The organism is Candidatus Dormiibacterota bacterium, from assembly GCA_035635555.1.
Lineage (GTDB): Bacteria > Acidobacteriota > Polarisedimenticolia > Gp22-AA2 > Gp22-AA2 > Gp22-AA3.
On the sequence record DASQAT010000048.1, the window covers coordinates 76,242 to 101,880 of the forward strand.

At 69.2% G+C, this 25,639-nt stretch carries 17 protein-coding genes and 2 tRNA genes; 9 read left to right on the top strand and 10 right to left on the bottom strand.

The window, feature by feature from the left end:
• Positions 1 to 78: 78 nt before the first annotated feature.
• The gene (locus tag VEW47_14870; GenBank protein ID HYS06466.1) at positions 79 to 2,112 is read right to left on the bottom strand and encodes a cation:proton antiporter; all 2,034 of its coding nucleotides are present in this window, start codon (positions 2,110 to 2,112) and stop codon (positions 79 to 81) included.
• 29 nt (positions 2,113 to 2,141) lie between these two features.
• Here VEW47_14870 and VEW47_14875 point away from each other — a divergent pair.
• Positions 2,142 to 2,227 (top strand) — tRNA-Ser (locus tag VEW47_14875).
• 20 nt (positions 2,228 to 2,247) lie between these two features.
• Here VEW47_14875 and VEW47_14880 read toward each other — a convergent pair.
• Entirely contained in the window at positions 2,248 to 3,288 is a 1,041-nt protein-coding gene (locus VEW47_14880; protein ID HYS06467.1) for an AI-2E family transporter, read from the bottom strand.
• 81 nt (positions 3,289 to 3,369) lie between these two features.
• Here VEW47_14880 and VEW47_14885 point away from each other — a divergent pair, with 81 nt between their 5' ends.
• Positions 3,370 to 5,895: a tetratricopeptide repeat protein gene (locus tag VEW47_14885; GenBank protein HYS06468.1), complete on the top strand. Its 2,526-nt coding sequence runs from the start codon at positions 3,370 to 3,372 to the stop codon at positions 5,893 to 5,895.
• Here VEW47_14885 and VEW47_14890 read toward each other — a convergent pair.
• Positions 5,892 to 6,539: a PilZ domain-containing protein gene (locus tag VEW47_14890; GenBank protein ID HYS06469.1), complete on the bottom strand. Its 648-nt coding sequence runs from the start codon at positions 6,537 to 6,539 to the stop codon at positions 5,892 to 5,894. The two genes, VEW47_14885 and VEW47_14890, sit on opposite strands and share 4 nt — an antisense overlap.
• 105 nt (positions 6,540 to 6,644) lie before the next feature.
• Between VEW47_14890 and VEW47_14895 the strand changes: the two genes are divergently transcribed.
• The 3 genes from VEW47_14895 (at position 6,645) to queG (ending at position 9,693) form a co-directional block, all read left to right on the top strand.
• A complete protein-coding gene (locus VEW47_14895; GenBank protein ID HYS06470.1) occupies positions 6,645 to 7,301 on the top strand; it encodes a hypothetical protein in 657 nt (218 codons plus the stop codon).
• Positions 7,302 to 7,363: 62 nt separating this feature from the next.
• On the top strand, positions 7,364 to 8,560 hold the full coding sequence (gene lhgO, locus VEW47_14900; GenBank protein HYS06471.1) for an L-2-hydroxyglutarate oxidase: 1,197 nt from the start codon (positions 7,364 to 7,366) through the stop codon (positions 8,558 to 8,560).
• Entirely contained in the window at positions 8,557 to 9,693 is a 1,137-nt protein-coding gene (gene queG / locus VEW47_14905) for a tRNA epoxyqueuosine(34) reductase QueG (GenBank protein ID HYS06472.1), read from the top strand. The genes lhgO and queG overlap by 4 nt, the downstream gene beginning before the upstream one ends.
• A gap of 118 nt (positions 9,694 to 9,811) precedes the next feature.
• Here queG and VEW47_14910 read toward each other — a convergent pair whose 3' ends face one another.
• From VEW47_14910 to VEW47_14920, 3 genes are all read right to left on the bottom strand, one after another.
• Positions 9,812 to 10,801 carry a pyridoxal-phosphate dependent enzyme gene (locus VEW47_14910; GenBank protein HYS06473.1) on the bottom strand — a complete coding sequence of 330 codons (990 nt, stop codon included), beginning with the start codon at positions 10,799 to 10,801 and terminating at the stop codon, positions 9,812 to 9,814.
• A 67-nt stretch (positions 10,802 to 10,868) separates the two neighbouring features.
• Positions 10,869 to 11,921 (bottom strand): succinylglutamate desuccinylase/aspartoacylase family protein, encoded by a 1,053-nt coding sequence (locus VEW47_14915; protein ID HYS06474.1) that lies wholly within the window; start codon positions 11,919 to 11,921, stop codon positions 10,869 to 10,871.
• A gap of 9 nt (positions 11,922 to 11,930) precedes the next feature.
• The gene (locus tag VEW47_14920; GenBank protein HYS06475.1) at positions 11,931 to 12,152 is read right to left on the bottom strand and encodes a hypothetical protein; all 222 of its coding nucleotides are present in this window, start codon (positions 12,150 to 12,152) and stop codon (positions 11,931 to 11,933) included.
• 142 nt (positions 12,153 to 12,294) lie between these two features.
• Between VEW47_14920 and VEW47_14925 the strand changes: the two genes are divergently transcribed.
• Positions 12,295 to 12,909, top strand: a complete 615-nt coding sequence (locus tag VEW47_14925; protein HYS06476.1) for a MarC family protein — start codon at positions 12,295 to 12,297, stop codon at positions 12,907 to 12,909.
• Between the two features lie 39 nt (positions 12,910 to 12,948).
• Here the strand turns inward: VEW47_14925 and VEW47_14930 are convergent, their stop codons facing one another.
• Genes VEW47_14930 through VEW47_14940 form a run of 3 tightly spaced genes read right to left on the bottom strand, consistent with a single transcriptional unit; the run spans position 12,949 to position 21,650 of the window.
• Positions 12,949 to 14,403, bottom strand: coding sequence for a MopE-related protein (locus VEW47_14930; GenBank protein ID HYS06477.1), 1,455 nt, complete (start codon positions 14,401 to 14,403; stop codon positions 12,949 to 12,951).
• A 29-nt stretch (positions 14,404 to 14,432) separates the two neighbouring features.
• Positions 14,433 to 15,245: a MopE-related protein gene (locus tag VEW47_14935; GenBank protein HYS06478.1), complete on the bottom strand. Its 813-nt coding sequence runs from the start codon at positions 15,243 to 15,245 to the stop codon at positions 14,433 to 14,435.
• A gap of 24 nt (positions 15,246 to 15,269) precedes the next feature.
• Entirely contained in the window at positions 15,270 to 21,650 is a 6,381-nt protein-coding gene (locus VEW47_14940; protein HYS06479.1) for an FG-GAP-like repeat-containing protein, read from the bottom strand.
• 184 nt (positions 21,651 to 21,834) lie between these two features.
• Here VEW47_14940 and VEW47_14945 point away from each other — a divergent pair.
• Positions 21,835 to 21,928, top strand: a tRNA-Ser gene (locus tag VEW47_14945).
• A 20-nt stretch (positions 21,929 to 21,948) separates the two neighbouring features.
• Here VEW47_14945 and arsM read toward each other — a convergent pair.
• Positions 21,949 to 22,785 (bottom strand): arsenite methyltransferase, encoded by an 837-nt coding sequence (gene arsM / locus VEW47_14950; protein ID HYS06480.1) that lies wholly within the window; start codon positions 22,783 to 22,785, stop codon positions 21,949 to 21,951.
• 55 nt (positions 22,786 to 22,840) lie between these two features.
• Here arsM and VEW47_14955 point away from each other — a divergent pair, with 55 nt between their 5' ends.
• Entirely contained in the window at positions 22,841 to 24,574 is a 1,734-nt protein-coding gene (locus VEW47_14955) for a hypothetical protein (protein HYS06481.1), read from the top strand.
• A 21-nt stretch (positions 24,575 to 24,595) separates the two neighbouring features.
• On the top strand, positions 24,596 to 25,633 hold the full coding sequence (locus tag VEW47_14960; protein ID HYS06482.1) for a hypothetical protein: 1,038 nt from the start codon (positions 24,596 to 24,598) through the stop codon (positions 25,631 to 25,633).
• Positions 25,634 to 25,639: the final 6 nt, after the last annotated feature.

Here is a 25,639-nt window from a genome sequence, read left to right on the forward strand (position 1 = left end):
CCCCTTCTGACTCCTTGCAGGTTCCGATCGAGGCCGTCGCTGGGGGGCTTTCGGAGGAGTGCGGACGCGATTGGGAGCCTACGCGCCAGTGGTGGGCGCTCCCGCTCCACGCGGGTCTGGACTGACCAGGCTTTCGACCTCCGCCACCTGCTCGCCCGCTCCGGAGACCAGGATAGTGTCCTTCTCCTGCAGGACGAACCAGGCCTCGGGCGAGGCGATGACACGCCCCTCGCGGACGACCGCCAGGATGAGCGCCCCGGTGGCCTCGCGGACGCCGGCGTCGCGCAGGCTCTTGCCGACGAGCGGCGAGCCGGGCGGGATCTCCAGGAACTCGACGCGCAGCGCGTCGAAGCTCCTGCGCACGTCTCCCAGCGGCATCGGCGTGAAGTCCTCCCGCCGGAAGATCTCGTAGCGCCCGCCGCGCAGGCGGCCGAGCTGGCGCTCGATCGCCTGCTTCGGAATATTCAGACGGCGCAGGATGCGGGCCAGGAACTCGATTCCGACCTCGAACGCCTCGTGCACGACCTCGTCGGCCCCGTCGCGGTACAGCTCCTCGTCCTCGGCGCCGCGGCGGCCGCGCGCCAGGATGTGGATGTCGGGGTTGAGACGGCGGGCCGTCCGGATGACAGCGCGCTCGAGGATGTGGTCGGGGAGGGTGACGACCAGCGTGCGGGCGCGGGGGAGGCCGGCGCGGCGCAGCATCTCCTCGCTGCCCGCGTCGCCGTAGCGCACCGGGTGGCCGGCGCGCCGCGCCTGGCCCACCAGGATCGGGTCGATCTCGAGCGCGACGAACGGAATCTTGTGGGTCACCAGGACCTCCCCGAGAGTCCGCCCCACCGTGCCGTAACCGAGGATGACGATGTGCCCTTCATCCGGGGCGATCGGCTCGGGCTCCGGCTCGACGGCGCGTGTCACGCGGGCCCACGGCAGCACGAGACCATCAGTGGCGCGCGCCGCGGCGGAGGCGATCGACGAGGACAGCCGCGTCGCGACCGGCGCCACGATCATCGAGACGACCGAGGCGGCGATGGCGACCTGGTAGAAGTCCTGGGTGATCAGACCGTTCTGCAGGCCGAGCAGCGCTATCAGGAAGGAGAACTCCCCGATCTGCGCCAGGTTGATCCCGACCTGCAACGCCACCGGCAGCGGGTAGCCGAAGCCGGCTACCGCCGCCGTCGTGATCGCCGTCTTGCCCACCAGGATGATCGCCAGCACCACCGTGACCGGGACCCAGTTTTCGAAGGCGAAGGCGGGGTTGAGCAGCATCCCCATGGCGACGAAGAAGATCCCCGACAGCACCTCGCGGAACGGCGCGAGGTCGGCGGTCATCTGCTGCGCGTACTCGCTGCCGCCCAGGATGAGACCGGCCAGGAACGCGCCGAGGGCGTACGACACCCCCATCAGGTGGCTGAGCCATGCCATCCCGAAACAGGTCGTCAGCGTCGACAGGAGCAGGAGCTCGGGGCTGCGCGCGGAGGCGATCACTTGAAGCAGGCGGGGCATGATGTACTGCATCAGGAGGAACGTCAATCCGAGCAGCAGGGCGGCGCGCCCCACGGCGCCGGCGAGCGCGAGGGCCACGCCGGCCGCCGAGCCGCCGCCGATCGGCAGGAGGATCATCATCGGCACGACGCTCAGGTCCTGCAGGATCAGGATGCCGACCGTCAGCCGCCCCGGGAGCGTGTCCAGCAGCCCGTGCTGCATCAGGCTCTTGAGCACCACGGCCGTGCTGCTGAGCGCCATGATGCAGCCCAGGAAGAAGGCGGTCCGCAGCGGCCAGCCCAGGAACGCCCCCGCCACCATGGCCGTCACCAGCGTCAGGAGAATCGACAGGCTCCCCCCGCCCAGCACGACGTCCCGGAAGCGCCGGAACGACGTCGTGTCGAACTCCAGCCCTAGGGTGAACATGAGGAGCAGGACGCCGATCTCCGCCAGGTGGCGCACCGGGTCGCTCCCGGAGATGAGACCGAGGCCGTACGGACCGAACACGACACCCGAAACGAGGTACCCGACGACCGGTGGCAGGCGCAGGCGGGTCAGCAGGAAGAGGACGGTGCAGGCGATCGCCAGAAGGACGACCAGCAGGCCGATCAGGTCGACCGCGGGGCTCATGACGGTGCCACCGGTATAATGGGCCGCACGGAGGGATGGCCGAGCGGTTTAAGGCGGCGGTCTTGAAAACCGTTGGGGGAAACCCCCGCAGGTTCGAATCCTGCTCCCTCCGCCAACCAGATCGCCAAGGGTTCTTCACCCCACGTTCTTCTGCTCGATCGCCTTCAGGTAAACGTCCTGCAGGACGGCGTCGATGCCCGCGGTCAGCGGCACGGCGACGAGCGCGCCGAGCACCCCCGCAAGGTTGGCGCCGACGATGAGGGCGGCGAGGACGGCAAGCGGGTGCAGCTCGACCTGCCGCCCGGTGAAATAGGGGACCAGGAAATTCCCCTCCAGGAACTGCTCGATCACGAATACGGCCACCACCCCGACGATCGTGAAGACCGACGAGTTGAGCGCCAGCAGGATCGCCAGGATGAACGACACCGTCGATCCCAGATAGGGGACGAAGTTGAGCGCCCCCGTCAGGACGCCGATGAGGAGCGGGGCCTCGAAGCCGATCAGCGTGAGGCCGACCGTCAGGATGACTGCGGTGCAGGCGCTGACGATCATCTGTCCCCGGATGTACCCTCCCATGCGGCGCATGACGTCCGTCGCGACCTTCGCCGTGCGCGCGCGTGACGGGCGCGGGACGAAGCGCAGAAGCCCGTCCGCGAGCCGCCGGCGATCGACGACGACGTAACCCGCCACGAACAGGACGAGGAGGGCGGCGAAAGCGCCCGTGAACAGACCGCGCGTCGCCTGCAGCGAGCGCTCGACGAGCGTCTGCGCGAGCGGTCCGATCCTCTCCAGGCCGATGGGCGGCAGCTCGAAGGCACGGCTGCCGCTGAATCGTCCGAGACCGATCCGCGCGGAGGCGATCCACCCGTTCAGCGTCTGGTAGAACTGGGGCAGCCGCTGGGACAGGATCTGCGCCTGCTCGCCGACCACCGGCACGAGCAGGGCGACCAGGAGCGTCAGGACGCCGAGACCGATCGCGTACAGGCCGCACACCGTCACGGCGCGCGGCACCCGGCGTTTCTGAAGAGAGTCGGCCAGCGGAAGGATGGCGGCGGCGAGGACGAGGGCGCTCAGCGTCAGCAGAACGATGTCGAGGCACAGATAGAGCAGCCACAGGGCGCCCGCGACAAGAAGGGCCTTCCAGAAGAGCGCGTCCAGCGACCCGCGTTCAGGCATCTTCGACCTCCGGAGGATGAGGCGCGCGACGAACCTGCTACGCTATCACACCCCCGGGGACTCCCGGGGGCGGCCGGAGGCATGGACGGAGACAGCGGAACGGCAGGAGTCGCGGCACCCGGCGACGCACGGCCGGAGAGGCGCGCGCGGGCGGTGACGGCGGCGATAGGCGCCGCCGTCGCGGCGTTGTTCCTTCTGATCCTGGCCCTCTGCACGACCTGCCTGACCGACACCGACCTCTACTGGCACCTCGAGACGGGGGATCGGATCCGGCGGACCGGCCAGATCCCCCGCGCCGACCCTTTCTCGTACACGGTGATCGGACACCGCTGGATCGACGTCCACTGGCTGTACCAGACCGGCCTGTCGCTCCTGCACGCGATGGGCGGAACCCGCGCCCTGGAGCTGCTGCGGGCGGCGGTGATCCTCGGCGTGTTCGTCTTCCTGTTCCGACGCTGCCGGCGGGCCGCCGGCATCACCCTGGTCGTCTCGGTGCTGCTCCTGGTGACGCTGGCCTGCCAGGAGCGGTTCCTCGTGCGCCCGGAGATCGTGTCGTGGGGGCTGATGCTGGCCGTCCTCTCGGTGCTGGAGAGGGCGCTCGACGCCGGCGGGCGCCCGGCGCGGGCGCGCCTGCTGTTCGCAGCCCTTCCGGCCCTTCAGATCCTCTGGGTGAACCTGCAAGGGCTGTTCATTCTCGAGCCGGTCTTGATCGCGCTGGCGCTGGTCGCGGCGCTTATCGAGTCCATCCGGACCCGCGCCGCGCCGGGCGCCGTCGTGAGCCGCCCCGACGCGGACAGGCCGATCGATTTCCTTCTGGCGCTGGCCGCGGCGTCGGTGGTGTCGCTCGTCAACCCCTACGGGGCCGCCGCCCTGCGGCTGCCGTTCGACCAGTTCTTCGTTCATTTGGGCGGAAAGAGTCTGCTGTCGCGCACCATCGCGGAATTCCAGCCGCCGCTCTTCGGCGATCCCGTGACGCCGTCGATCGTGGCGTTCGTGGTGCTGGCCGCCGTAACACTCCTCGCGATCGTCGCCGACTTCCCCCGCGTTCGAGCGTTCGATCTCCTGGTGACGGTCGCGACCCTGGCCGTGGCGCTGCGCGCGCGGCGCAACATCCCGCTGTTCGCGCTGGCGGCCGCCCCGGTCCTGGCCCGGCACGCCTCGGCGCTCCTGTCGCCTGCGCGGGCGTGGATCGGGCGCCTCGCGCCCGCCGCCTCGAAGCTCGGAAGGCGCGCACGCGCCGCGGCCGGGATCGCCGCCCCCGCGCTCCTGGCCGCGGGCTCGCTGGCCCTGACGTCCGCGGTCGTCACCAACCGCTTCTTCATGGCGCAGCCGACGGAGAGATGGTTCGGCACCGGGGAGATCCCGCACTACTTTCCGGACGAGTCGGCCCGGTTCGTGTCCGACGACGGCATCCCGGGGAACGTGTTCCACAGCCTGTCGGTCGGCGGGTACCTGATCCACGCCTGGCGCGGGGAGAGGGGCGTGTTCATCGACGGACGGAACGATCCGTACCTGGACGACATCCTGCCGACGTACCTGAGGGCGGTCGCCGACCCGGCCGCCTTCGAGGAGACGGCGCGGCGCTACCAGATCACCGCCGTCCTCTGGCCGCACCAGCGCGCCCTCGAGGGGAAGAGGCTCCTTTCCTATCTGGCGCGCGGTCACGGCTGGGTCCTCGTCCATCTCGACCCCGCCGCGTCGGTCTACCTGCGCGCCGACCTGCTGTCCCCCGCGCGCCTCGACGAAGGTCCGTTTCCGGCGGGCCACGATCGCCGCGAGACCTACGACGACCTGGCCCGCCGGCTGGAGAAGCGGCCGTTCCACGGCCCGCCCATCCGCGAGATCGCCCTCGGGGAGTTCTTCAGCGTGTCGGGTGACGCTGTCGGGGCCGGATATTTCTACGCGAGGGCCCTCGACCGCCTGCCGGACAGCGCCGCCGTGCTGTACGGCTACGCCCTCGCCCTCGAGCGGCAGGGGAAGGCGAAGGAGGCGCGCGCCGCCTACGCGCGGGCTGTGGCCGCGGATGCCGGCTATCTCCCGGCGCGCGCCGCGGAGGGGGCGTTCCTGCTCGAGGAGGGGAGGGTGAAGGAGGCCGAGGAGAATCTCGACGCGGCGTACCGCGGCGGCGAGAGGAGCGCGCGCCTTCTCGACGCCCGCGCCCGGCTGTTCGAGCGGAAGGGGGACTTCCCGCGAGCGGTCGCGTCCTACAGCGAGGCGCTCCATCTGTCTCCGCGCGACACCGGTCTTCTGAGATCCCTGGCGCAGTTCTACGTGCGTCAGGACGAGTTGTCCTCCGCGCTGCCGCTCTACACCACCGCCTCCGAGATCGATCCGGACGACCCGGTGACCGCCCGGGAGATGGCCGGGCTCCTCGTCCGCCTGGGACGCAGCAGCGCGGCTCTCGACGTGTGCCGCGACGCCTCCGGCCGCGCCCTGGATCGCCTGGCGGGCGGGCCGACGGGCGACTGGACCGCCGGTCAACAGGCGCGCGAGGATGATCGACGGCTCCTGCTGCTGTCGGCCGACCTGGAGTCGCGATCGGGCGACCGCGCGCGCGCCGCGGAGTACCTCGCGGCGCTGGCCAGGGCGGGACTGGCGGGGGATTAGTGGCTGCGGACGAAGTCGCGCAGCGCCTTCTCGGCGCTGGCGTAGTCGGGGCACGAGCCGACGAAGTCGGGGGCGCCCACACCGAGCTGGCGGGGAAGCTGCACGATCGTGAGGTTCCATCCCTGCGGCTGGCGCTCGAGGATCGCCTCGTACGATTGCCCCTGCCGGCTCTCCAGCCGCCTCGTGATCGGCCCCTTGGGCTCGGCTGCTGGCGGCGCCGCGGCCGGAGGTGCGGGGGCCGGCTCGGGCCGGGGTGCCTCGGGCGGCGGGGCCGTCGCCGCCGGCGCGTCGACCGGCGGTATCTCGGCGGCCGCCAGCTTGACCTCCGCGACCCACTCGGCGTAGGCGCGCTTGAGCGTCGGCTCCGGCTGCGTCAGCGCCAGCCCCATGATCGGCGCGCCGCCGCCGGCCGCGCTGCACCAGATGACCCGGACCCGCAGGCGCACGGAGTGGCGCGGGAACTGCACGAACACCGTGATCACCGAGTTGACGGCGAACGATTCGGGGCTCTCGATGCGCATGCCCCCCTCGGAGATGTCCGAGACGACGCCGCCGCACATCTTCGCGTCGGTGCCGAAGCGGACCGGCAGCCGGCGCAGGATGCGCGGCTTTCCCTTCCTCTTGTCGGGCACGGGTCCCGTCATGACACACCCCCCGGGAAAATCTAATGCGACCCGGCGCGCCGCGCCAGCGACGGTGCTAACATCTTCGCCCCGGCCCCGGTCCGCAGACGGGGCCCCCGCGTGAACATGAGCCTCGTCCGACCCGACGCGACGGCGCGGCGCGCGCCTCTCCTGTTCCTGGGCGCCCTCCTGTGCGCGCTCGCCGCCGCCTGTGGCGGCGAAGGGTCGAAGGGCTCGGCCCCCCCGCCCCCGAAGAGATTCCCGGTCCCCCTGTTCGACGGCCTGTGGCTCGGGATGACGCGGGAGGAGGCGGCGCGCGTCCACCCGATGCGCCCCGCCCTGACATCGGCCGGCAAGAGCCGCCTGGTCTGGATCTACGACCGGCCTGGGGAGTACTCGGGGGAGCTCACGTTCGGGGTCAACCGCCCCGATGCGAAGCTGGAGCGCATCGACATCCACTTCGGCGCGAACGAAGCCGGTGGCCTGCGCACCATCGAGTCGTTGACGCGGACCCTCGGCGAGCCGGAGGCGCTTCGACGCAAGGCCGTCACCAACGCCTACTGCGACCGCTCCCACGAGCAGGTCGACACCATCTACTCGGACGCGTCGCAGTACGTGTTCGTCACCGAGTGCGTGCCCGCCGAGGGCCGCCGCGGCCCGCCCCTGCGCTACATCAGCGTGAAGAGGAAGACGCTCGTCCCGACGGGACCCCCGACCGGATACGTTCCCCCTCCGCCTCCCAAGGGCAAGGACGGCAAGCCGGTCGAGGAGCCGGTCTTCTGATCACCCTTCCCGAGAGCGAGGTCGAGACGGCTGTTCCGGTCGCCGCCCGCGGTCCGCTCGCCATCGTCGGCGGGGGGATCGTCGGCCTGGCGACGGCGCTCGCGGCCCAGCGTGCCTTCGCCGGGATGGAGGTGATCGTCCTGGAGAAGGAGGACCGTGTCGGGGTCCACCAGAGCGGCCGCAACAGCGGCGTCATCCACTCCGGCGTGTATTACGCTCCGGGGTCGATGAAGGCGCGGCTGTGCGTCGAGGGGGCGGCGGCGATGTCGCGCTTCTGCGAAGAGCACGACGTGCCGCTGCGGCGCTGCGGCAAAGTCATCGTCGCCACGGAGCCGCGCGAATTCTCTCCCCTGGAGGAGCTCCGCCGCCGCGGCGTCGCGAACGGCGTGGCCGGACTCGAGATCATCGGTCCCGAGCGGCTGGGCGAGATCGAGCCCTGCTGCCGGGGCGCGCGGGCCCTGCACGTGCCGGGGGCCTCGATCACCGACTACACCGCGGTCACGGCGGCGCTGGCGCGGCTCGTCGCCGACGGCGGCGGAGCGATCCGCACGGGAACGCGGGTGCTCGGCGTCGTCGACCGCGGCGGCGAAGTCGTGCTCGAGACCACGGGAGGGACCGTGTCCGCCCGCTTCGCCGTCAACTGCGCCGGTCTCCACAGCGACCGGATCGCCCGCCTGTCGGGGACGGATCCCGGCGTGGCCATCCTGCCGTTCCGCGGCGAGTACTACGAGCTCGCGATCGGACCGAGCCGTGCCGTGCGCGGTCTGATCTACCCGGTCCCCGATCCGGCGCTGCCGTTTCTCGGCGCGCACCTCACCAAGCGGATCGACGGAGGCGTCCTCGCCGGCCCGAGCGCCGTCCTGGCCCTGGCGCGCGAGGGGTACCGGAAGACCGACGTCAGCCTCGCCGACCTCGCGGACATGCTGTCCTTCCCCGGCTTCTGGCGCATGGCGCTGCGTCACGCGCGGAGCGGCGCGCGCGAGACGTGGCAGTCGCTGAGCAAGAGGGCGTTCCTGCGCGCCCTCCGCCGGCTGGCGCCCGGCCTTCTGCCAACGGACCTGCTGCCGGGCGGGTCGGGCGTGCGGGCGCAGGCCGTCGATCGAGAGGGCCTCCTGGTGGACGATTTCCGGATCCTGCCGGCGGGACGGATGATCCACGTGCTCAACGTCCCGTCGCCGGCCGCGACCGCGGCGCTCGTGATCGGGCGGACGATCGTCGAGAGGCTGACCTCCGCGTTCGACCTGGGCGGCCGGTCGTGAGCGCAGGCATCATGTCCCTGGCGCGCCGCATCGAGAACAGGGGACTCGAGATCGGGCTCGAGGCCGTGGGATTCGCTCCGATCGTCCCCTCCGCGCACGCCCTCTTCCTGAAGGAATGGCTGCGCGCCGGTCGGGCCGGCGAAATGTCCTACATGGAGAGGACCGCCGAGGTGCGAATCAACCTAAAGCAGCGCTTTCCCTGGGCGCGCACCGCCGTCGTGGTGGCGGCCGGGTATCTCCCGTATAAAGATGATAGACACCGCCAGGCGGGGCTCGTGGCGCACGTCGCCCGCTACGCCGTGGGACGCGACTATCACCGCGTCCTGGGCGGGAGGCTCGAGGAGCTCGGGAGATTCATCGAGACGGAGTCGCCGGGGGCGCGCACGCAGGCGTACGCCGACACCGGTCCTGTCCTGGAGCGGGAGCTGGCGGCCCTGGCCGGCCTCGGCTGGTTCGGCAAGAACACCAACCTGATCGGCCCGCGCGGCAACTCCTGGATCCTCCTGGGACAGATCCTGACGGACCTCGACCTTCCGCCGGACGACCCGGTCGCCGATCGCTGCGGGACCTGCACGGCCTGCATCGACGCCTGTCCCACTGCGGCCATCCCCGCCCCCTACGTCGTCGACGCCACGCGCTGCATCTCCTACCTGACGATCGAGCTGCGCGGCGCCATCCCGGCCGGCAGGCGCGCCGACCTCGGCGACTGGGTCTTCGGCTGCGACGTCTGCCAGGAGGTCTGTCCCTGGAACAGGAAGACGGCGCCGGTCGTGGACGAGGCGTTCCTGCCGGGCCCGCACCTGGAAACGCGCCGGCTCGTGGACCTGGTCCGTCTCGACGAGAAGTCCTTCCGGGAGGAGATCCGCCCGACCGCATTGGAGCGCCCGCGCCGGCGCGGGCTTCTGCGGAATGCTCTCATCGTCGCCGCGAACGTACAGGACGAAGAGGCGCTCGAGGCCGCCGCGGACAGACTCGAGGACGCGGATCCCGTTGTGCGCGGCTCGGCCGCCTGGGCCCTCGGCCGCGCCACCGGCGCCGGAGCGCGGGCCGTCCTCGAGCGGAGGCGGGGGCGCGAGCCCGATTCCGAGGTCCGCGCCGAGATCGAGGCCGCGCTCGATCGGCCTATGGAGTGAAGGTACGGCTGCAGGGCCTTGCCGCCGATGACGGTGTCGAAGCGCGGACGGTCGCGATCGGTCAACGCGAGGGAGACTCCGGGGATGCGCTGCCGCCGCATCTCGACTGGCCTCCTCATCAAAGGTCCTTGAATTCCGGCAGGCTGCGGTAGCGATCGATTCGATCGGGGAGAAACGTGAGAACGGTCAGACCCTCGGCGGCGAGCCGGCGCGCCACCGTCATGTTGGTGCCGCTGCTCGGTCCGACCGGGTGCCCGGCACGGTTCAGGCGTCGCGTCTCCTCGAGCGCCTCCCGGTCGCTCACCAGCACGGCATCGTCGAGGATCGCGCGGTGGCGCCGCACGATGCCCGGCACCAGACCGTCGCCGATCCCCTCCTGCAGGTGGCAGATCGCCATCGGATAGTCGTGCAGGGGGGGCAGGGCGGGGGGAGGGCAGACGCGCGCGAACAGCTGCTTGCACACGAGCGGGCTGGCGTCCGGCTCGACGGCGACGAGACGCGCCTTCGGGTACGCCCTCTTCACGGCCCCGCCGGCCCCGACGATGGTGCCGCCCGTCCCGACGCCGGCGATCACGACGTCGAACGGCGGGGCCCCCTGCTCGCGCGCCTGCTCCACGGCCTCCCGGCCGAGCCGCTCCTGCGCCGCCACGCCGGCCTCGTCGTCGAACTGGTCGAACAGGAAGCGGCCGGGCCTCTCTTGGGCGTAGGCGCGCGCCCGGCGGACGGCGCCGACGACCCCCTCCGGCTCGGGTGTCAGGACGAGACGCGCGCCGTGTGATCGGATCATCGTCTTGCGCTCGTCGGTCATGTTCTCCGGCATGAACACGACCGCCCGCAGTCCGAGCCGCGCCGACCAGTAGGCCAGAGCGATGCCGGCGTTTCCGGAGGTCGGCTCGACGACCTCGCTCCCTTCCTGGAGTGTCCCGTCCGCGAGCCCCTTCTGCAGGACGAAGCCGGCGACGCGGTCCTTGATGCTGCCGCTCGGGTTCAGGTATTCGGGCTTCACCCACACGCCGTCGAGGAGGACGAGCGGCGTTCGCGGCGCCTCCACCGGGGCGCCGGCGCGTCTTTCGCGGTGTTCCTCATCGTGGATTTTCCGTCGGACCATGCGGGCAGCGTACCGTCCGCGCTCCTCGACGGTCAAGAGGAGGAGGCGCGCGGTTTCGCCAGGTGATTCAGGGCGTTTCGGCCAGCCCGCTCCCCAGCTCGAAGAGCCAGCCGCCCGTCGGCGTGGCGGGGTAGGTGCTCACGCCCAGGACGATGTCGGAGCCGGCCGGCGCGCGCAGCGTCTCCACCACGTCGCCGTGCACGTCGGTGATCGTGCCGAGGACCGTTCCTTCCTTGACGCGATCGCCCGCCTTCACCGCGGCGTCGAAGAACCCTCCGCGGGCGTTGGTGACGATGCGGTAGCCGCTCACGACGGTGTACGACTTGAGGCGCGCGGCGGAGCCGGGCAGGATGCCGACGGCGCGCAGGAAGCTGCGGATCGCGTCCGCCTGCAGACGGACGTCGGCCGGATCGAGCGGCTGGCCGCCCCCCACCTCGAGAAGGAAACCAGGGATCCCCTCCCCGCTGAACACCGTGGAGGCGCTGGTGGGGAAGATCTTCACGGCGTCGCGCCAGAGCGTCGGGACTCCGAAGCCGCGCGCCAGGTCATCGAGGTGCTCCGTCCCGGCCCCCGCGGCGACCGAGTAGAGGACGAACGGGTGCTGCCGGAAGCGATCGCCGCCGGTGTGCATGTCGACGAAGTACTCCGCGTTCTTCCTGACGGAGTCGTGGATGGCGGCGGCGATCCTCTCGGTCGCGAACCGATCCTTGCCGGGGAAGGCGTCTCCGCTGTCCATGAGGTCGTCCCAGTTCGGGTTCACGCGCGACAGTCCCTGGAAGGCGGGCGGGTTGGCGATCATCGCGGCGACGAGCGTCCCCGACATCGTGGCCGGGTCGAGACCGCGCACCACGTCCTGCAGCGCCCGCGCGCCGCCGTACTCGTCGCCGTGCGTCGCCGCCTGCACCCAGACGACCGGACCCGGCTTCCGTCCGGCCGCGATGGTGAGGGGCAGGATGATGGGCGTGCCGTCCGCGCTCTCCGCCACCTTCAGGACGCCGCGCACCTTCTGGCCGGCGACGGCCCGCGCGCTGCCGACCTCGACCGGAGTCTTCGTGCCGGCCGCGCAGAGGGTCGCCATCCACGCGAGGAAAGGGAAGAGCAGCGCGCCATGCCCACGCATGGCGGGATTCTACTCCAGGACGGTGACCCTCTCGATGCAGCGCCGCCAGCGGACGCGGGAGCACCGGGCCGTGTCCCAGAAATCCCGCACCGCAAGCTCGACCGCCTCCTCGCGGGAGCGGGCGACGATCCCGAAATAGGTGAAGGAATACTCGGATGGAGCGCCGGGAGTCCGACGCTGGAATTCCGGCTCCGTATAGACGATGTGGACCTGGTATCCAGGAGCCTCCATGCAACCCCCCCGATGTGTCGGACAAGATAGGTCCCGTCAGGACCGGTGTCCAATCCAGCGGCGGGTTCTTTACGGCGGCGGCCGAACGGAGATACGCTCCCCAGGCCCGCAGAGTGCGGACGGGCAGACGGAGGGCAGGGGGGTGACCGGTCTCGCGATAAGGACGTTCCTGACGATGCTCGTGGTCATCGACCCGATCGGACTCGTGCCGATGTTCCTGGCGCTGGCGGGGGATCGGGACGCCGCGGAGCAGAGACGCATCGCGCTGCGCGCCATCCTGGTGGCGGCGGGGATCCTGGTGTCGTTCGGCCTGGGCGGCGCCTGGCTGATGGGCTGGCTCGGGATCAGCCTGGATGCCTTCCGGGTGGCCGGGGGCGTCCTGCTGTTCCGCATCGCCGTGCAGATGGTGTTCGCGTCCTATGAGCGGGAGACCAAGGCCGAGAAGGACGAGTCGCGTCTCCGCCAGGACGTCAGCGTCTTCCCGCTGGCGATCCCGATCATCGCCGGGCCGGGCGCCATCGCCAGCCTTCTGATCCTGACCGGCGAGTCGAAGGCCTACCCGCTCGGCTTCGTCCTGGTCCTGGCGATGACCGGTTTCGTCCTGTTGCTCGGTCACATGGCGCTGATCGTGTCGCAGCCGATCGGACGACTCCTCGGCCGGACGGGGGTGAACGTGGTGACGCGCGTGCTCGGCGTCCTTCTGGCGGCCCTGGCCGCGCAGTACGTCGCCGACGGGGTGCGCGGCTTCCTGGCCTGAGACCCGCCAACCGGCCCGTTCGGGGCGGCCGCGGCATCGTCACAGTCTTGCCGCGGGCCCGGCCACCTGGATTATCCCGTTCAGCCGCAGCGTCTCGACGAAGATGTCGCGCCCGCTCTTGTGCTTCGGGATGACGTACGTGTAGGTGTGCCCGACTCCGGTGATGCACTCCTCGCACGGGATCAGGACGGGGTTGAGCTGAGTGCGGACACCCTTCTGGTCGATCACGACGATGTTGAAGCCTAGAATGTCGACCTCGCGAGTGGTGTCCCAGGTGACGACACCCGAGCCCTTTCCATAAGGGCTCGAGAAGGTGATGGCCACATTTCCGATGTTGCACTGGGCGCAGACGCAGGGGTCCTGGTCCCTATTGGGGATCGTCGGACAGTTGTCGCAGACGTCCCCGATGCCGTCGAAGTCGATGTCCGACTGGTTGGGATTGGAGACCGCCGGACAGTTGTCACGGCAGTCCACGATACCGTCCAGATCGGCGTCGAAGCCCTCGTCGACCGCGCCGTCGCAATTGTCGTCCTTGCAGTTGCTTATTTCGGTCGCGCCCGGATGGACTGCCGGGTCGCGATCGTCGCAGTCGCCGTCGCAGGTCGTGAACCCGTCGCCGTCCCCGTCCACGCAGTCGATGTCCACCCTGATGTAGCCTGTGACGCTTCCCGTCTCGACGCCGTCGACGACGGTCGTGCTGCCCACGAACAGGCAGTCCCCCGGCTGCCGGGGAATGTCCCCGGCCGTGACGGCCGCATAGCCGCTCGCGTCGGGCAGGACACCGGTGTTCGTCCAGCCCTCCTTGCGCGGATCGAAGGGATCGCCGCACCGCTGCAGGCGCGTGTAGACCGGTCCGAACGACAGCACCGGCCGGAAGGCGTCCGGGCAGGTCGTTCCGTAGAACGCCCCCAGCGAGCCCTGGTCGCAATCGGTGTACAGGGGCGGCAGGGAGGCGCGCAGGTAGATGTTGCGGCCGGCGGTCGCGATGAGCAGGAGCGTCCGGCCGCATGCGGCGGGGATGATCTGCATCGCCGCCTCGTCGATCTGATGAGCCGCCTCGACGGCGTACCCGATCCCGGGGTCCGCGCCGCTCAGGGAGATGAGCAGAGCGGCCGAGTCGAGCTGTGACGACGTCGCCACCACGATCACGACCCGCTGCGCCCCCGAGGCCGCGACCGGACATCCGACCACTCCAGCGTCCATCCAGTCGGTGTCGATCGTCACCTGCCCGAGGGCTACCGGCAGGCCGGCCGGGCCGCACAACGTGCCGTCGTTATTATCGCACGTGATTTTCACCGGCCCGGTGTTCGCTCCGGATGGATCGCCCACCTGATAGGAATATCCGACCGAGTGTGTGTAGGCGTTGCACTGCAGGTAGGACATGAAGGAATGGCCCATCGGCGTGGAAACGTCGCAGGACGCCCGCGCATTCGACCAGGCCGACCCGAGCACGATCAGGAGCGAGGCGACAACGGGAACAGGGCGGGTTCGCATGGGGGTTCCTCCGGATTTGACCTCTCAGGCTACATCCTCACGGCCGGCCCGTTGAGCTGTGACGTGCCGTTGACGCGCAGGAGCTCGACGTAAATTCCCCGTCCGCTCTTGTGCTTGGGAATGATCGTGGAGTACGTATGCCCCACGCCGGTCACACACTCCTCGCACCGGATGAGCACGGGGTTGAGCTGGGTGCGGGCCCCTTTCTTGTCCATCTCGACGACGTTGAATCCGATGATGTCGATCTCCCGGCCCGTCGACCATCTCACCACGCCCGAACCATGCCCCTCCGGGCTGTCGAAGCTGATCGTCGCCCCGCTGATACCGCACGTCTGCTCGCAGACGCAGGGGTTCTGGTCGATATTGGGGATGGTGGGACAGTTGTCGCACAAGTCGCCGATTGAGTCGAAATCGATGTCGGATTGGTTCGGGTTGGGGACCGTCGGGCAGTTGTCGCAGCCGTCGCCGACCCTGTCACCGTCGGCATCGCTCTGAGCGATATTGGCGATATTCGGGCAGTTGTCGCAGGCGTCGCCGACGCTGTCCGCGTCCGCGTCCCGCTGGTCCGGGTTGTACACGTCCGGGCAGTTGTCGCAGACACTGACGCCGTCGCCGTCGAGATCGCTTCCCTCGTCGATGTGACCGTCGCAGTTGTCGTCGACCCGGTTGCAGATTTCCTGGGCTCCGGGATGGATCGCCGGGTTCGTGTCGTCGCAGTCGCCGGTGCACTCACTGAAGCCGTCCCCGTCGTCGTCGATGCAGTCGGCCGGATGGACGAGCATCCAGATACCGGCTGTCATGATCAGACCGACAGCCGCTTTGACCAGGAGTGACGCGCGCATCGACGCCTCCTTGGAGGACATGGGTTATCGCTTGTGCGGCCCGTTCGGCGCCGGGGACTCAAGGATCTCCCCCGGGCATCCCCCCTCGCACGACTCGGGTTGGCTGGGGAGAGGGACCGACTCCGTTCCGAAACCGCTCGTTCCCATGGAGCCTCGGGATTGCACGAGATAGAAGTAGCCGTGGCCAGGGGCGGGATTGGGCGCCGTGCCATTCTCGGTGAAGCTCGTTCCGGGCAGACCGGCCGCCAGAACCCGCACGGTGCCCAGCGAAATGTGATCGGGCTGCCTGGTGACCTGCTCCAGACCGCCCACGATCAAGTCGTAGGACAGCGCAGCGGGGACGGCCGGCCAGAAGACGTGCGCAGATTTCGCCGAGCCGCCCGCCTCGACGTTGATGAGCAACGGCTCCGGCCCCGACCCGAGGTCATGCGGCACGGTGACCGCCGCGATCGCCGAAGAGACATTCCCCGAGCCGTCCTGTGCGACGTAGTTCAGCGTGTAGGTCCGGCCCGGGCCGCCACCTGAACGCTCCGCCCGCAGCAGAACCGAGTCATCCGGAGTTCCCGGCGCGGCGTCCGCGACGTCCCCGCTCGTGTCGCCGTCGCTGCCGCCCGGCGCGTCATCCGGCTCGCTGCTGACCACCGAGACCAGGCGTACTCCGGGAGCCGGGTCGCACCGGTCGATCGCCTGCCAGGTCACGTGCACCGGCACCAGCCTGTGGTTGGGAGGCCAGAGGACGGTCTGGTCCTCGGCCAGCTTCAGCGACGGCGGGATCGTGTCCCGCACGGTCACGCTCGTCGCACAGGTCGCCACGTTGCCGACCGCGTCGGTCGCGACGAAGGTGACGGGCGTCGACCCGAGCGGGTAGGTGCCCGAAGCATCCGCCCCGCCTCCGCGACTGCTCGTGATCGTCACCTCGCTGCAATCGTCCCCTGCCGTCGCCACGACGCCCACCGTTGCCCCCTCCGGGCCCGCGCATTCCGCCATCGTCGGAGCGGGGCAGGACAGAGTCGGCGGGGCCGTGTCCTGGATCGTGATCAGGGTCTGCGTCGAGTCCCGCCCCCCTTCCGCGTCGAAGACGACCAGGCCCACGCGGTTTTTCCCCGGGGGCAGGGACGCCTGCAGGATCCGGCCCTCACCCAGCGTGCGCTCGGCGGGGCGGCCCAGATCGAGGAACCAGCGATACGTCTCGATGGAGCCGTCCGGTTCGGCATCCGACGAAAGCGAGCCGTCCAAGGTGAGGGGCTCTCCGCACTTCCCCTGCGCCGGGGCCGAGATGACCGCCCGCGGCGCCAGGTTGATCTTCATCGTGGACTCGCCGTTGTAGTAGAAGTACTGCACGGCCGACCCGCTTCCGGAGAGGTCCGCCGCCGTCAGCCTGACGTTGAAGGGGCCGATCGGCTCGAGCGAGCCTCGGATCGACGAAACGTCGACTTGGCGCGGCACCCCGCTGCTGGATGACGCGTGCGCATAGGGCGAGAATCGATTCAGCGTCACCTGCTCCGATACGCCCGATGCACTGTGCTCGACATGGACGCTGTAGAACCCATGATCTCCGCGGACCAACTGCATGCACGCCGTTCCTCCGCTCAGGAGCGCCACAATCGGTTGACCACCAGGGTTGCCGCCGGTAGTACACGGAAAAGCATCGAATGCGAAGTCCTGCAGGCCGTCCTCGCAGGTGATGCCGCGAAAGCCGCTGAGCACGGAGTCGATGTCGAACAGGAAGTCGGTCGTCTGACCGCCGCCCTGCCTGTAGATGCCGAACCCCTTGCCCGGGATGCCATAAGGGAAATAACCGGTCGTGCAGTTCAGGGTGGGCACGTACTGCAAGTTGATCGGAAACACCGCCCCTCCCGCCGTCAGCACGTCCACGCTGGCGCTGGTGATGCCGCCCGCGTAGCTGCGCACGATCGCGGTCAGAGTCAGGACATCGTCCTGCGAAAACACGCTCTGGATCGCGACCGTCAGGGAGCAGGCGTCGCCGTGGCCGTTGCCGTCGCTGTCCTGCTGATCCAGATTCGCGGTGCCGGGACAGTTGTCGCAGGCATCGCCGAACGTGTCGCCGTCGGCGTCGGCCTGGTTTGCGTTGGCGGTATCGGGGCAGTTGTCCACGTCGCCGCAGACGCCGTCGTGGTCGGAGTCGTTGGCGGCGTCGAGCGGGCACGGATCGCAGGCATCCCCCTGTCCATCGCCGTCTCCGTCCTCCTGACCGGGGTTGACCCGATCAGGACAGTTGTCGCAGGCGTCCCCCACTCCATCGCCGTCCTGATCGGCCTGTCCCGGGTTGAACAGGCCCGGACAGTTGTCCACCGCGCAGGTGTTGGCCGGGAATTCGAAGGACTCCCCGGTGCCGTCGCGGTCGACGTCCACGCAGGGATCGCAGGCATCACCGACGGCATCGCGGTCCCGGTCGACCTGCAGAGGGTCGAACGCGGCGGGGCAGCTGTCGCAGGCGTCCCCCACGCTGTCGCGATCGCCGTCCGCCTGGCCGGAATTCGCCACGAGCGGACAGTTGTCGGGCGGACAGGTGTTGGCCGGGAAGCCGGGATTGCCGAAGCCGTCGCCGTCCGTGTCGACGCAGGGATCGACCGCGTCGTCGATCCCGTCGCGATCGGAATCGGCGAGGGGCCCCAGGAACTCCATGGTCGATTCGTGCTGGTGCAGGAAGGTCGCTTCGACGCCCACCGGCAGACTTGAGCCGTCGGCTACCGTGATCGAGAGCCGGTAACGCTGGTCCAGATAAAGGGACGACAGGCTTATCTCCCTGGGGATCCCGCCGTCGAACGTGTAGGTCAACCCCGGATCGTACGGCGTCCGCATACGCACCGTGGATTCGAGAATTTCGAGGATGGTGAAGTCGCCGAGCGATCCGGTCGCGCCGAACCGGCGGACGCAGAGAGAATAGGGGAGCTGGGTGGAGAAGGGCACGCTGATGGATTGACTGAAGAAGATTCCCGGCTGGCCGCAGGGCCGGTCGCCGATCTCGAAATCCTGCCGGCCATCCGCGCACGTCAGGCCCAGATAGGTCGAGAGGGTGGAATCGATGTCGAACAGCAGCAGGTCCCCGCCCAGATTCGCGACACCGATCCCCTGACCGGGATACCCGTCGGGGAAGATCCCGCGGTCGCAGGTCGGGTTGTCGAGATCGAGATCCTGCACGATGGCCCCTCCCTCGGCGGTGATCCGGATCTGACCGCCGAGCGGGTCACCTTGCGGATCGCCGGCGTGCAGCGTCACCTCCTGCACGTCCCCCCCGTCCTCCTCGATCCCCAGCAGGATCAGATAAGGCTGGCAGGCGTCGCCGGATCCATCCTGGTTGCTGTCGGATTGGTCCGGGTTGGGCACGGTCGGACAGTTGTCGCATGCGTCACCCACGCGGTCTCCATCGCCGTCTACCTGGTCGGGATTGGGGACAAGAGGACAGGTATCCCGATCGCCGCACACGCCGTCCCGATCCTGATCGTTGTTTGGATCGAACGGGCAGGTATCGCAGGCATCGCCGAAGTGGTCGCCGTCGCTGTCCGTCTGGTCCGGATTGGGGATCGTGGGACAGTTGTCGAAACCGCAGGTGCTCGCGGCATAGCAGCAGTCCCCCGCCCCGTCGCCATCCTTGTCGGTGCACGGGTCGCACGCGTCGCCGATCCCGTCGTGGTCGGCGTCCGCCTGATTCGGATTGACCCTGAAGGGGCAGTTGTCGACCGCGCACGTATTGCCGGGATAGGCTGGATCCCCGTAGCCGTCGTGGTCGCTGTCCGTGCAGGTGTCGCAGGCGTCGCCGACGTGATCGTGGTCCCCGTCGGCCTGGGAAGGGTTCGGCACCGAAGGGCAGTTGTCGCACGAGTCGCCCACCCCGTCTCCGTCGGCGTCGCTCTGGGTGGGGTTCACGACCGCGGGACAGTTGTCGGGCGCACAGGTGCTGGCCGGGAAGCCGGGATTGCCGAAGCCGTCGCCGTCCGTGTCGGTGCACGTGTCGCAGGCATCCCCGCGACCGTCCTTGTCCTTGTCCGCCTGGGTCGGGTTGGGCGTCGTGAGGCAGTTGTCGCAGGCGTCCCCCGCACCGTCGTGATCGGCGTCGCCCTGGTCGATGTTCCCGACGGCGGGACAGTTGTCGATGGGGCAGGTGTTCGCCGGAAATCCAGGGTCACCGTAGCCGTCGCCGTCGGTGTCGGTGCAGGGATCCTGCGCGTCGGGGATACTGTCCTTGTCCGTGTCGGGGAAGGCTCCTCGGTTGAGCAGGACGGCGATGCTGCCGCCCGAGATGGCGAGATCCGGGCGCGTGTCACCGTTGAAGTCGCCGACGGCCAGGGCATTCATGTATCCCGAGACCTCCAGCATTATCGGTGCGCCAAACGTCCCGTCACCCTGACCGAGGAACAGCTCCAACCCAGTCCCAGGAGCGGACCGCCCTGCCGCAACGAGATCCTCGTTGCCGTCGGAGTCGAGGTCGGCGGTCAGGAGGAACCCGGGGCCAATGTCGAAGGGCATTTGCACGTGTGCCTGGGGCGCAAACGATCCGTGGCCCAGCCCCATGATGATCGACACGTACCCGGAAGACGCGTTGCCGATGGCGAGGTCCGGTACCCGGTCCCCGTTGAAATCTGCGACCGCGATTGCGGCGGGGGAAAAGCCCGTCGGTAGCGTCGTGGAGAAGAAGAACGTCCCGTCACCCGCGCCGTTCATGATCGTGACGGACGCCAGCACGGAGTCCCACCCAACGTTCGCAATCACCAAGTCGAGGATCCCATCTCCGTTCAAATCGGCGGCGGCCACGGCTCCGGGCGCCGGAATGGGTGTGTATTTCGACTCGGGCCCGAAGGTTCCGTCCCCCTGTTGGAGCCGGATCGACACGCTGTCGAAGCGGGTGTCGGTGATGGCCAGATCGATCCGCCCGTCACCGTTGAAGTCGCCGGCCGCCAGCCCCGCCGGGTAGGCGCCGTCCGCGTAGCCCACCGCCGCGCCGAAGGTCCCGTCGCCGTTGCCGGACAGCACGGAGAGCGCCGGGGAGGTCAGGCCCAGGATCGCGGCGTCCGGCCTCCCGTCGGTGTTGAAGTCACCCAGCAGCAGCGTCTCCCCGAAGCGTGAAGCGTCCGTGCGCAGCGGAGCGGCTGACCCGAAATCGGCCCGACCCAGAAACGAGAAGAGTCCAGGGAGTCCTCCTGCGGCATCAGGGAATGCCAGCGTCAGGAGGTCGGTCCTGGCGTCGCCGTTCATGTCACCCACGGCGAGCGGCCCGCCGGAAGACTCTCCCATGCTCAGGAAAAGTGGGCCGTCGAACGTTCCGTCCCCCCGTCCCATGGCAAGGGTCACGATCCCGCGGCCGTACGACGGAAGGACGAGATCCGCGCGGCCGTCGCCGTTGATATCGCCGCTCAGCCCGTCCGCGCCGATTGGCAGTGACCCGTCGGAGTGCCTTTGATCGAATGTCCGGTCGGTCCGGCCGAAGAGAGCCAGAAGAGGCCCGAACTGCCCACCTGAAACCAGAAGATCGACGATCCCGTCCCCGTTGTAGTCGGCGACCGCGAAGGGAAAAGGTTCGATCCCGGGAATGACCGATGGGGAAAAGGTGCCATCGCGATTGCTGTAATACACCGTCAGCATGCTGCTGTTGCCGAGGGTCGCGACATCGGCAAGTCCATCGCCGTCGAAGTCACCCGACCGGAACCGGTAGATGGCCTCTGCGTCCTGGTACACCGGGTCGCCGAAGGTCCCGTCCCCGTTCCCGGTGGCGACGGCGAATCTGGGAGACCCATACTCGCTCAGGAACGCCAGGTCCAGCCGGCCGTCTCCGCTGAAATCCGCCACGATCGGATGACGGGGAATATCGGCAATCTGCTGACCATAAGCGACGCGGAACGATCCGAGCCCATCCGAAATGTAGCTGTAGATGGTCGAGGACGATTGATCGATGGCGATCAGGTCGGTGCGTCCGTCTCCATTCAGATCACCGGCCGCCACGTCGGCAGGCTGGAACGATAAGGAGGTTTTTACTGGGAACTGGAATGTCCCGTCCCCGGTGCCGAACAGGACCACCAGGTCCCAGCCGAAAGCGGGATAGGCGAGCCTGACAGTCGCCGCGATGTCCGGCACGCCGTCGACGTTGAAATCCCCGACGACCACCCACTCCGGGAAACCTCCGACATCGATCCGGACCCGGGGGCTCGTGTCTCCGTACGCCTGTCCAAAAAGGATGGAAACCCCATCTTGGGCTGCGGCCACGATGTCCGCCCTGCCATCGCCGTCGAGATCGCGGACGACCTGGGCATAGCCACCGGGGCCGGCGTCGATCCCCTGCCAGGGGAACAGGCTTCCCGCCGCCGCGACCGGCATGCCGATGAGAGCGACGGCAAGGATCATGAGGACCAGGAACGCGGAGTGGCGCAGGGAGCGCCGAACGACCTGCATATGTCCTCCGGCAGTCTTACCGACACGTTGCAGAAGAGGTGGCTGCAATATACCTCGAACCCACGCCTTGTCAACGAGGTTCGACAGGGGAGGGGCTCGTGAGTTCCCAGGCGGGACGAGTCTTGCGGCGCGCCCGTGGTAACATTCCGTTCCCGGCCCTCGTCGGGCCGTCCCGGCCAATTGCGGAGAGGTGCTGGAGTGGCCGAACAGGGCTGCCTGCTAAGCAGTTGCTCCCGCTAAAACGGGTGCCGGGGGTTCGAATCCCCCCCTCTCCGCCAGCCTTCCTTCGCGCGCCGGCTCATCGACTCACGGCGCTCCAGGTCACAGAGCGCACCTTCCCTTCGAGATCGCGGGCGGTGATGCCGTCGCGATTCAGGCGGTCCTGCAGCTCCTTCGAGAAGGTGTAGCCGGCGGCGGCCAGGTAGTCCACGTCCTTGTGGACGCGGACGCCCGTCAGCCCGGCCGCCTGCGCGAGGTCGAAGTAGGCGCGGCGTTCCATAGCCCCGGCGACACAGCCGACGTAGGCGAGCACGTCGGTGGCGATCGCCGCCGGGAGGGGGCCGTCCAGGAGGATGTCGGAGATGACCAGCCTGCCGCCGGGGCGCAGCACGCGGACGATCTCGCGGAAGACGACCGACTTGTCCGGCACCAGGTTGATGACGCAGTTGCTGGTCGCGGCATCGACGGACCTGTCCTCGAGGGGCAGCGACTCGAGCCGGCCCAGGCGGAACTCGACGTTCGTGAAGCACCCTTCGACGGCGTTGGCGCGCGCCTTCTCGATCATCTCCGGCGTCATGTCCACACCGATCACGCGGCCGGTGTCGGCGACGTGGCGCGCGGCCAGGAAGGCGTCGAAGCCGGCGCCCGATCCGAGATCGAGCACGGTCTCGCCCGGCATCAGATCCAGGAAATCCAGGGGAGCCCCGCAGCCCAGGCCCAGGTTGGCCCCTTCGGGCACCGCCTCGAGGTCGCTGTCGCGGTAGCCGATGGCGGCCGACGCCGGGTCTCCACAGGACGGGGCTGTCGACGGTCCGCAGCAGCCGGACTCCTGTCCCGTGGCGATGCGTCCATAGCGCTCGCGCACCGTGTTGACGATGCGCGCGGGATCGGCGGGAAGGGTGTCCTTGATCGACATGACCCATTCTACCGCGCGTGACCCTGCGCGGCATCTCATCTATAATGAACGCCCCATGTCCGAGCGGATCTGGTCCCTCAACGATCTGGCGCGCTTCCTGCGTTTCGAAGACCCGGAGGTCCGCTACTGGGCCGCCGATCGCCTGGCACGGCACTACACCCAGGAGGCGACCGACCTCCTGGCCCCCTACCTGTTCGACGACCACGACCTGACGCCCGAGCTGGTGGCGTCGCATCTGGGACGGCACGGGGGACCCGCCCACTTCAAGGTCCTGGCGCGCGGTGTCAAGACTCATCGGGGCGCCCCCGCGGCCCGGGCCCTGGAGGCGCTGGTCCGGCTGCGCTCCGCCGATTCCCTGGACCTGGTGCACCAGTCGTTCGACCGGCGGGACTTCGACGAGGAGTGCTGGTCGTTCATCCTGGACGCCCTGGCCGAGAGGGAGGACGCCCCGGCCCGCGCCGAGCTGCAGGCGTTCCTGAAGAAACGGGCGGACTGGTTCGGCTCCCCCTCCATCCTGTCGTCCGCTCTGAAGGTGACCGAGCCGGGCGAGTACCGCGCGGTGCTGCAGGCATGGGTTCGATCGCTGCAATGGAAAGGGGCCGGCGGCGGGGACACCGGCGAGGCGTTCCGCGTCCTGATGGATCACCTCCAGGTCGACGACTGCGGCTGGTGCTTCCGCACCAACCTGCGCGGCCGCGTCGATTTCGAGCGGACGCTCAAGGCGATCGAGTCCGCCTACAACTGCGAGCTGCGCGCGTCCCTGGGGGAGGAAACAGTCCAGGCGATCGCCAGGGCGCTCGAGGCGGGCGCCTTCGAGGACAGCGCCTCGACCCTGGCGCGCACGGTCAAGGATCGCGCCCGGGTCCTCAGCCCGGCGCCGGGAGACGACCTGCTCGAGCGGCTCGTCGAGGCCGCGGTCTACTGGGCCGACCCCGAGGTCGTCGCCAGCGTCGAGGGGCTCGGTCCGCACCTGCGCGAGTGGGTGATCGGGTTCCTGATCTCGACGGTCGTGAAGATGGCGTCGTACCACAACTTCGATCTCGAGGTGCGTCGATCGGCCGCGGACCTCGGCGGCCTGCTTCCGCTTCTCGAAGTCGAAACCTCGTTCATGCTCGACTCCCTGCCGCAGGCGATCCGCCGGGCGGTCGAATCGTCGGGCGAGAGCGGCGCTCCCGAGAGGTCCGCGGCCCGGCGGATGGTCGAGGAGCGCTGTCTGGCCATCCTCGCCAGCCGCGGGCCGTTCTTCCCGCAGGCGATGGCGCTCGAGACGCTCGGCGAGCTGCGCTCGGTGGGAGCCGTGAACGAGCTCATCGATTTCCTGGAGGAGGAGAACTCCTATCTCTACGAGGCGGCCGAGCACGCGCTGACGAAGCTCGAGGACGCGGTCATCGAGCCGGCGCGGGCCCGCCTGGAGGCGGGCAACCTGCAGGAGGACTCCGGCCACAGCCTGCTCATCATCCTGTGCGAGAGCGGGGCCTCAGAAGCGCTGAAGACGGTCCTGGAGCATCTCGAGTTCTTCATCGAAGCCGCCGGACCGGGCAACACGGCGCGCTGGCTGTCGCTGTTCGGCGCGCGCGAGCTGATCGAGCCGCTGCGCCGCCAGCTTCCTAAAGATACAGCGCAGGTGGGTCAGGCGGTCCTTCTCCTCGGCGCGGTGCACAACGTGCGCGTCCCGGAGGAGGCCGCCATCCGCAGGGCCATCGACGACTTCTGGAAGAAGCACTCGGACGAGGGCGAGGACGGCGACGAGCCCGGTCCGGGGGACGGGTCCGACAAGTACCTGATGTAGCGCCGGGCGCGGCGGGAGAGCATGAGACACGGACCGGAAGGGATCGGATCGATCGTCGTCGGCGCGCTCATCGCCGCGGTCTTCACGGCCGCGGGCGCCGAGGCCCCGAAGCCGAAGCCCCCGGCCCCGCCCTCCGCGGCGAAGCCCGACGGCGCGAAGACCACAGCACCGGAGTCGGTCCTGCGCTTCCTCCCGAAGGTGCGGCCGATGTCCACCTACAGCCTCGGCGCCCGTTTCGAGATCGGGACCAAGAACGTCACGTTCGAGGCGCCCGACGCCTACAAGCCGGGGTTCGAGTTCTGGTCCAAACGGATGAAGGGCCAGAAACGAAGCGAAGTCTACGAAATGACGACGATGACGCAGGAGGCGAACGACAGCGGCCTCTTCCCGTTCAGCCGCACAGTCCCGCAGTTCGATCTCGAGATCCAGAGGGAGGGAGAGATCATGGCCTCCCCCCCCGATACTGAGAAGAGCGTCGCGACCCTGGTCTTCGAGGGGACGCTCGACCGCTTTGGCAACGTCAAGGCGTTCAAGAAGACCGCCGGCAGCGACGACGCCGAGGTCGAGACCCTCGCCATCCCCGAGATCTCCCGGCTGTTTCCGGAGGCGGACGGGCCGCACGATTACCAGGTCGGCCAGGGGTTCAAGGAGGAGCGGTCGGTCCGGCTGCCGACGAAGCTGGGCATCGCCGGCCTCGAGAACGTCACCTACAAGGCGACCCGGGAGTACACGCTGAAATCGATCCAGGGCGGTCTCGCCACCTTCGACGTGAAGATCACCTACACCGACGACCCTGCCTTCAAGCCGGGCGCGCAGAATACCAGCCTGCACATCACAGGCGGCGGCAGCGGCACGGCGGTCTTCGAGGTCGGGCGCGGCGTCTTCCAGGAGTCGCGGCTGCCGTCCTCGATGCACATCGACATCGAGGCGCCCCTGCGGCCGCTGCCCGATCATCCCGAGACGGCGAAGGCCCCGACCGGGAAGACGCACGTCGATCTCGATCTCCTGGTCGCCGGGCGACAGACCGTCCGCCGGGTCTGGGGCGACGACACCGACTGAAGGGGG

Bases quoted from the DNA above. Each gene is read 5' to 3' on its own strand.
- VEW47_14870 (HYS06466.1), bottom strand. From the start codon at position 2,112: ATGAGCCCCGCGGTCGACCTGATCGGCCTGCTGGTCGTCCTTCTGGCG.
- VEW47_14880 (HYS06467.1), bottom strand. From the start codon at position 3,288: ATGCCTGAACGCGGGTCGCTGGACGCGCTCTTCTGGAAGGCCCTTCTT.
- VEW47_14885 (HYS06468.1), top strand. From the start codon at position 3,370: ATGGACGGAGACAGCGGAACGGCAGGAGTCGCGGCACCCGGCGACGCA.
- VEW47_14890 (HYS06469.1), bottom strand. From the start codon at position 6,539: ATGACGGGACCCGTGCCCGACAAGAGGAAGGGAAAGCCGCGCATCCTG.
- VEW47_14895 (HYS06470.1), top strand. From the start codon at position 6,645: ATGAGCCTCGTCCGACCCGACGCGACGGCGCGGCGCGCGCCTCTCCTG.
- VEW47_14910 (HYS06473.1), bottom strand. From the start codon at position 10,801: ATGGTCCGACGGAAAATCCACGATGAGGAACACCGCGAAAGACGCGCC.
- VEW47_14915 (HYS06474.1), bottom strand. From the start codon at position 11,921: ATGCGTGGGCATGGCGCGCTGCTCTTCCCTTTCCTCGCGTGGATGGCG.
- VEW47_14920 (HYS06475.1), bottom strand. From the start codon at position 12,152: ATGGAGGCTCCTGGATACCAGGTCCACATCGTCTATACGGAGCCGGAA.
- VEW47_14930 (HYS06477.1), bottom strand. From the start codon at position 14,403: ATGCGAACCCGCCCTGTTCCCGTTGTCGCCTCGCTCCTGATCGTGCTC.
- VEW47_14935 (HYS06478.1), bottom strand. From the start codon at position 15,245: ATGCGCGCGTCACTCCTGGTCAAAGCGGCTGTCGGTCTGATCATGACA.
- VEW47_14940 (HYS06479.1), bottom strand. From the start codon at position 21,650: ATGCAGGTCGTTCGGCGCTCCCTGCGCCACTCCGCGTTCCTGGTCCTC.
- arsM (HYS06480.1), bottom strand. From the start codon at position 22,785: ATGTCGATCAAGGACACCCTTCCCGCCGATCCCGCGCGCATCGTCAAC.
- VEW47_14955 (HYS06481.1), top strand. From the start codon at position 22,841: ATGTCCGAGCGGATCTGGTCCCTCAACGATCTGGCGCGCTTCCTGCGT.
- VEW47_14960 (HYS06482.1), top strand. From the start codon at position 24,596: ATGAGACACGGACCGGAAGGGATCGGATCGATCGTCGTCGGCGCGCTC.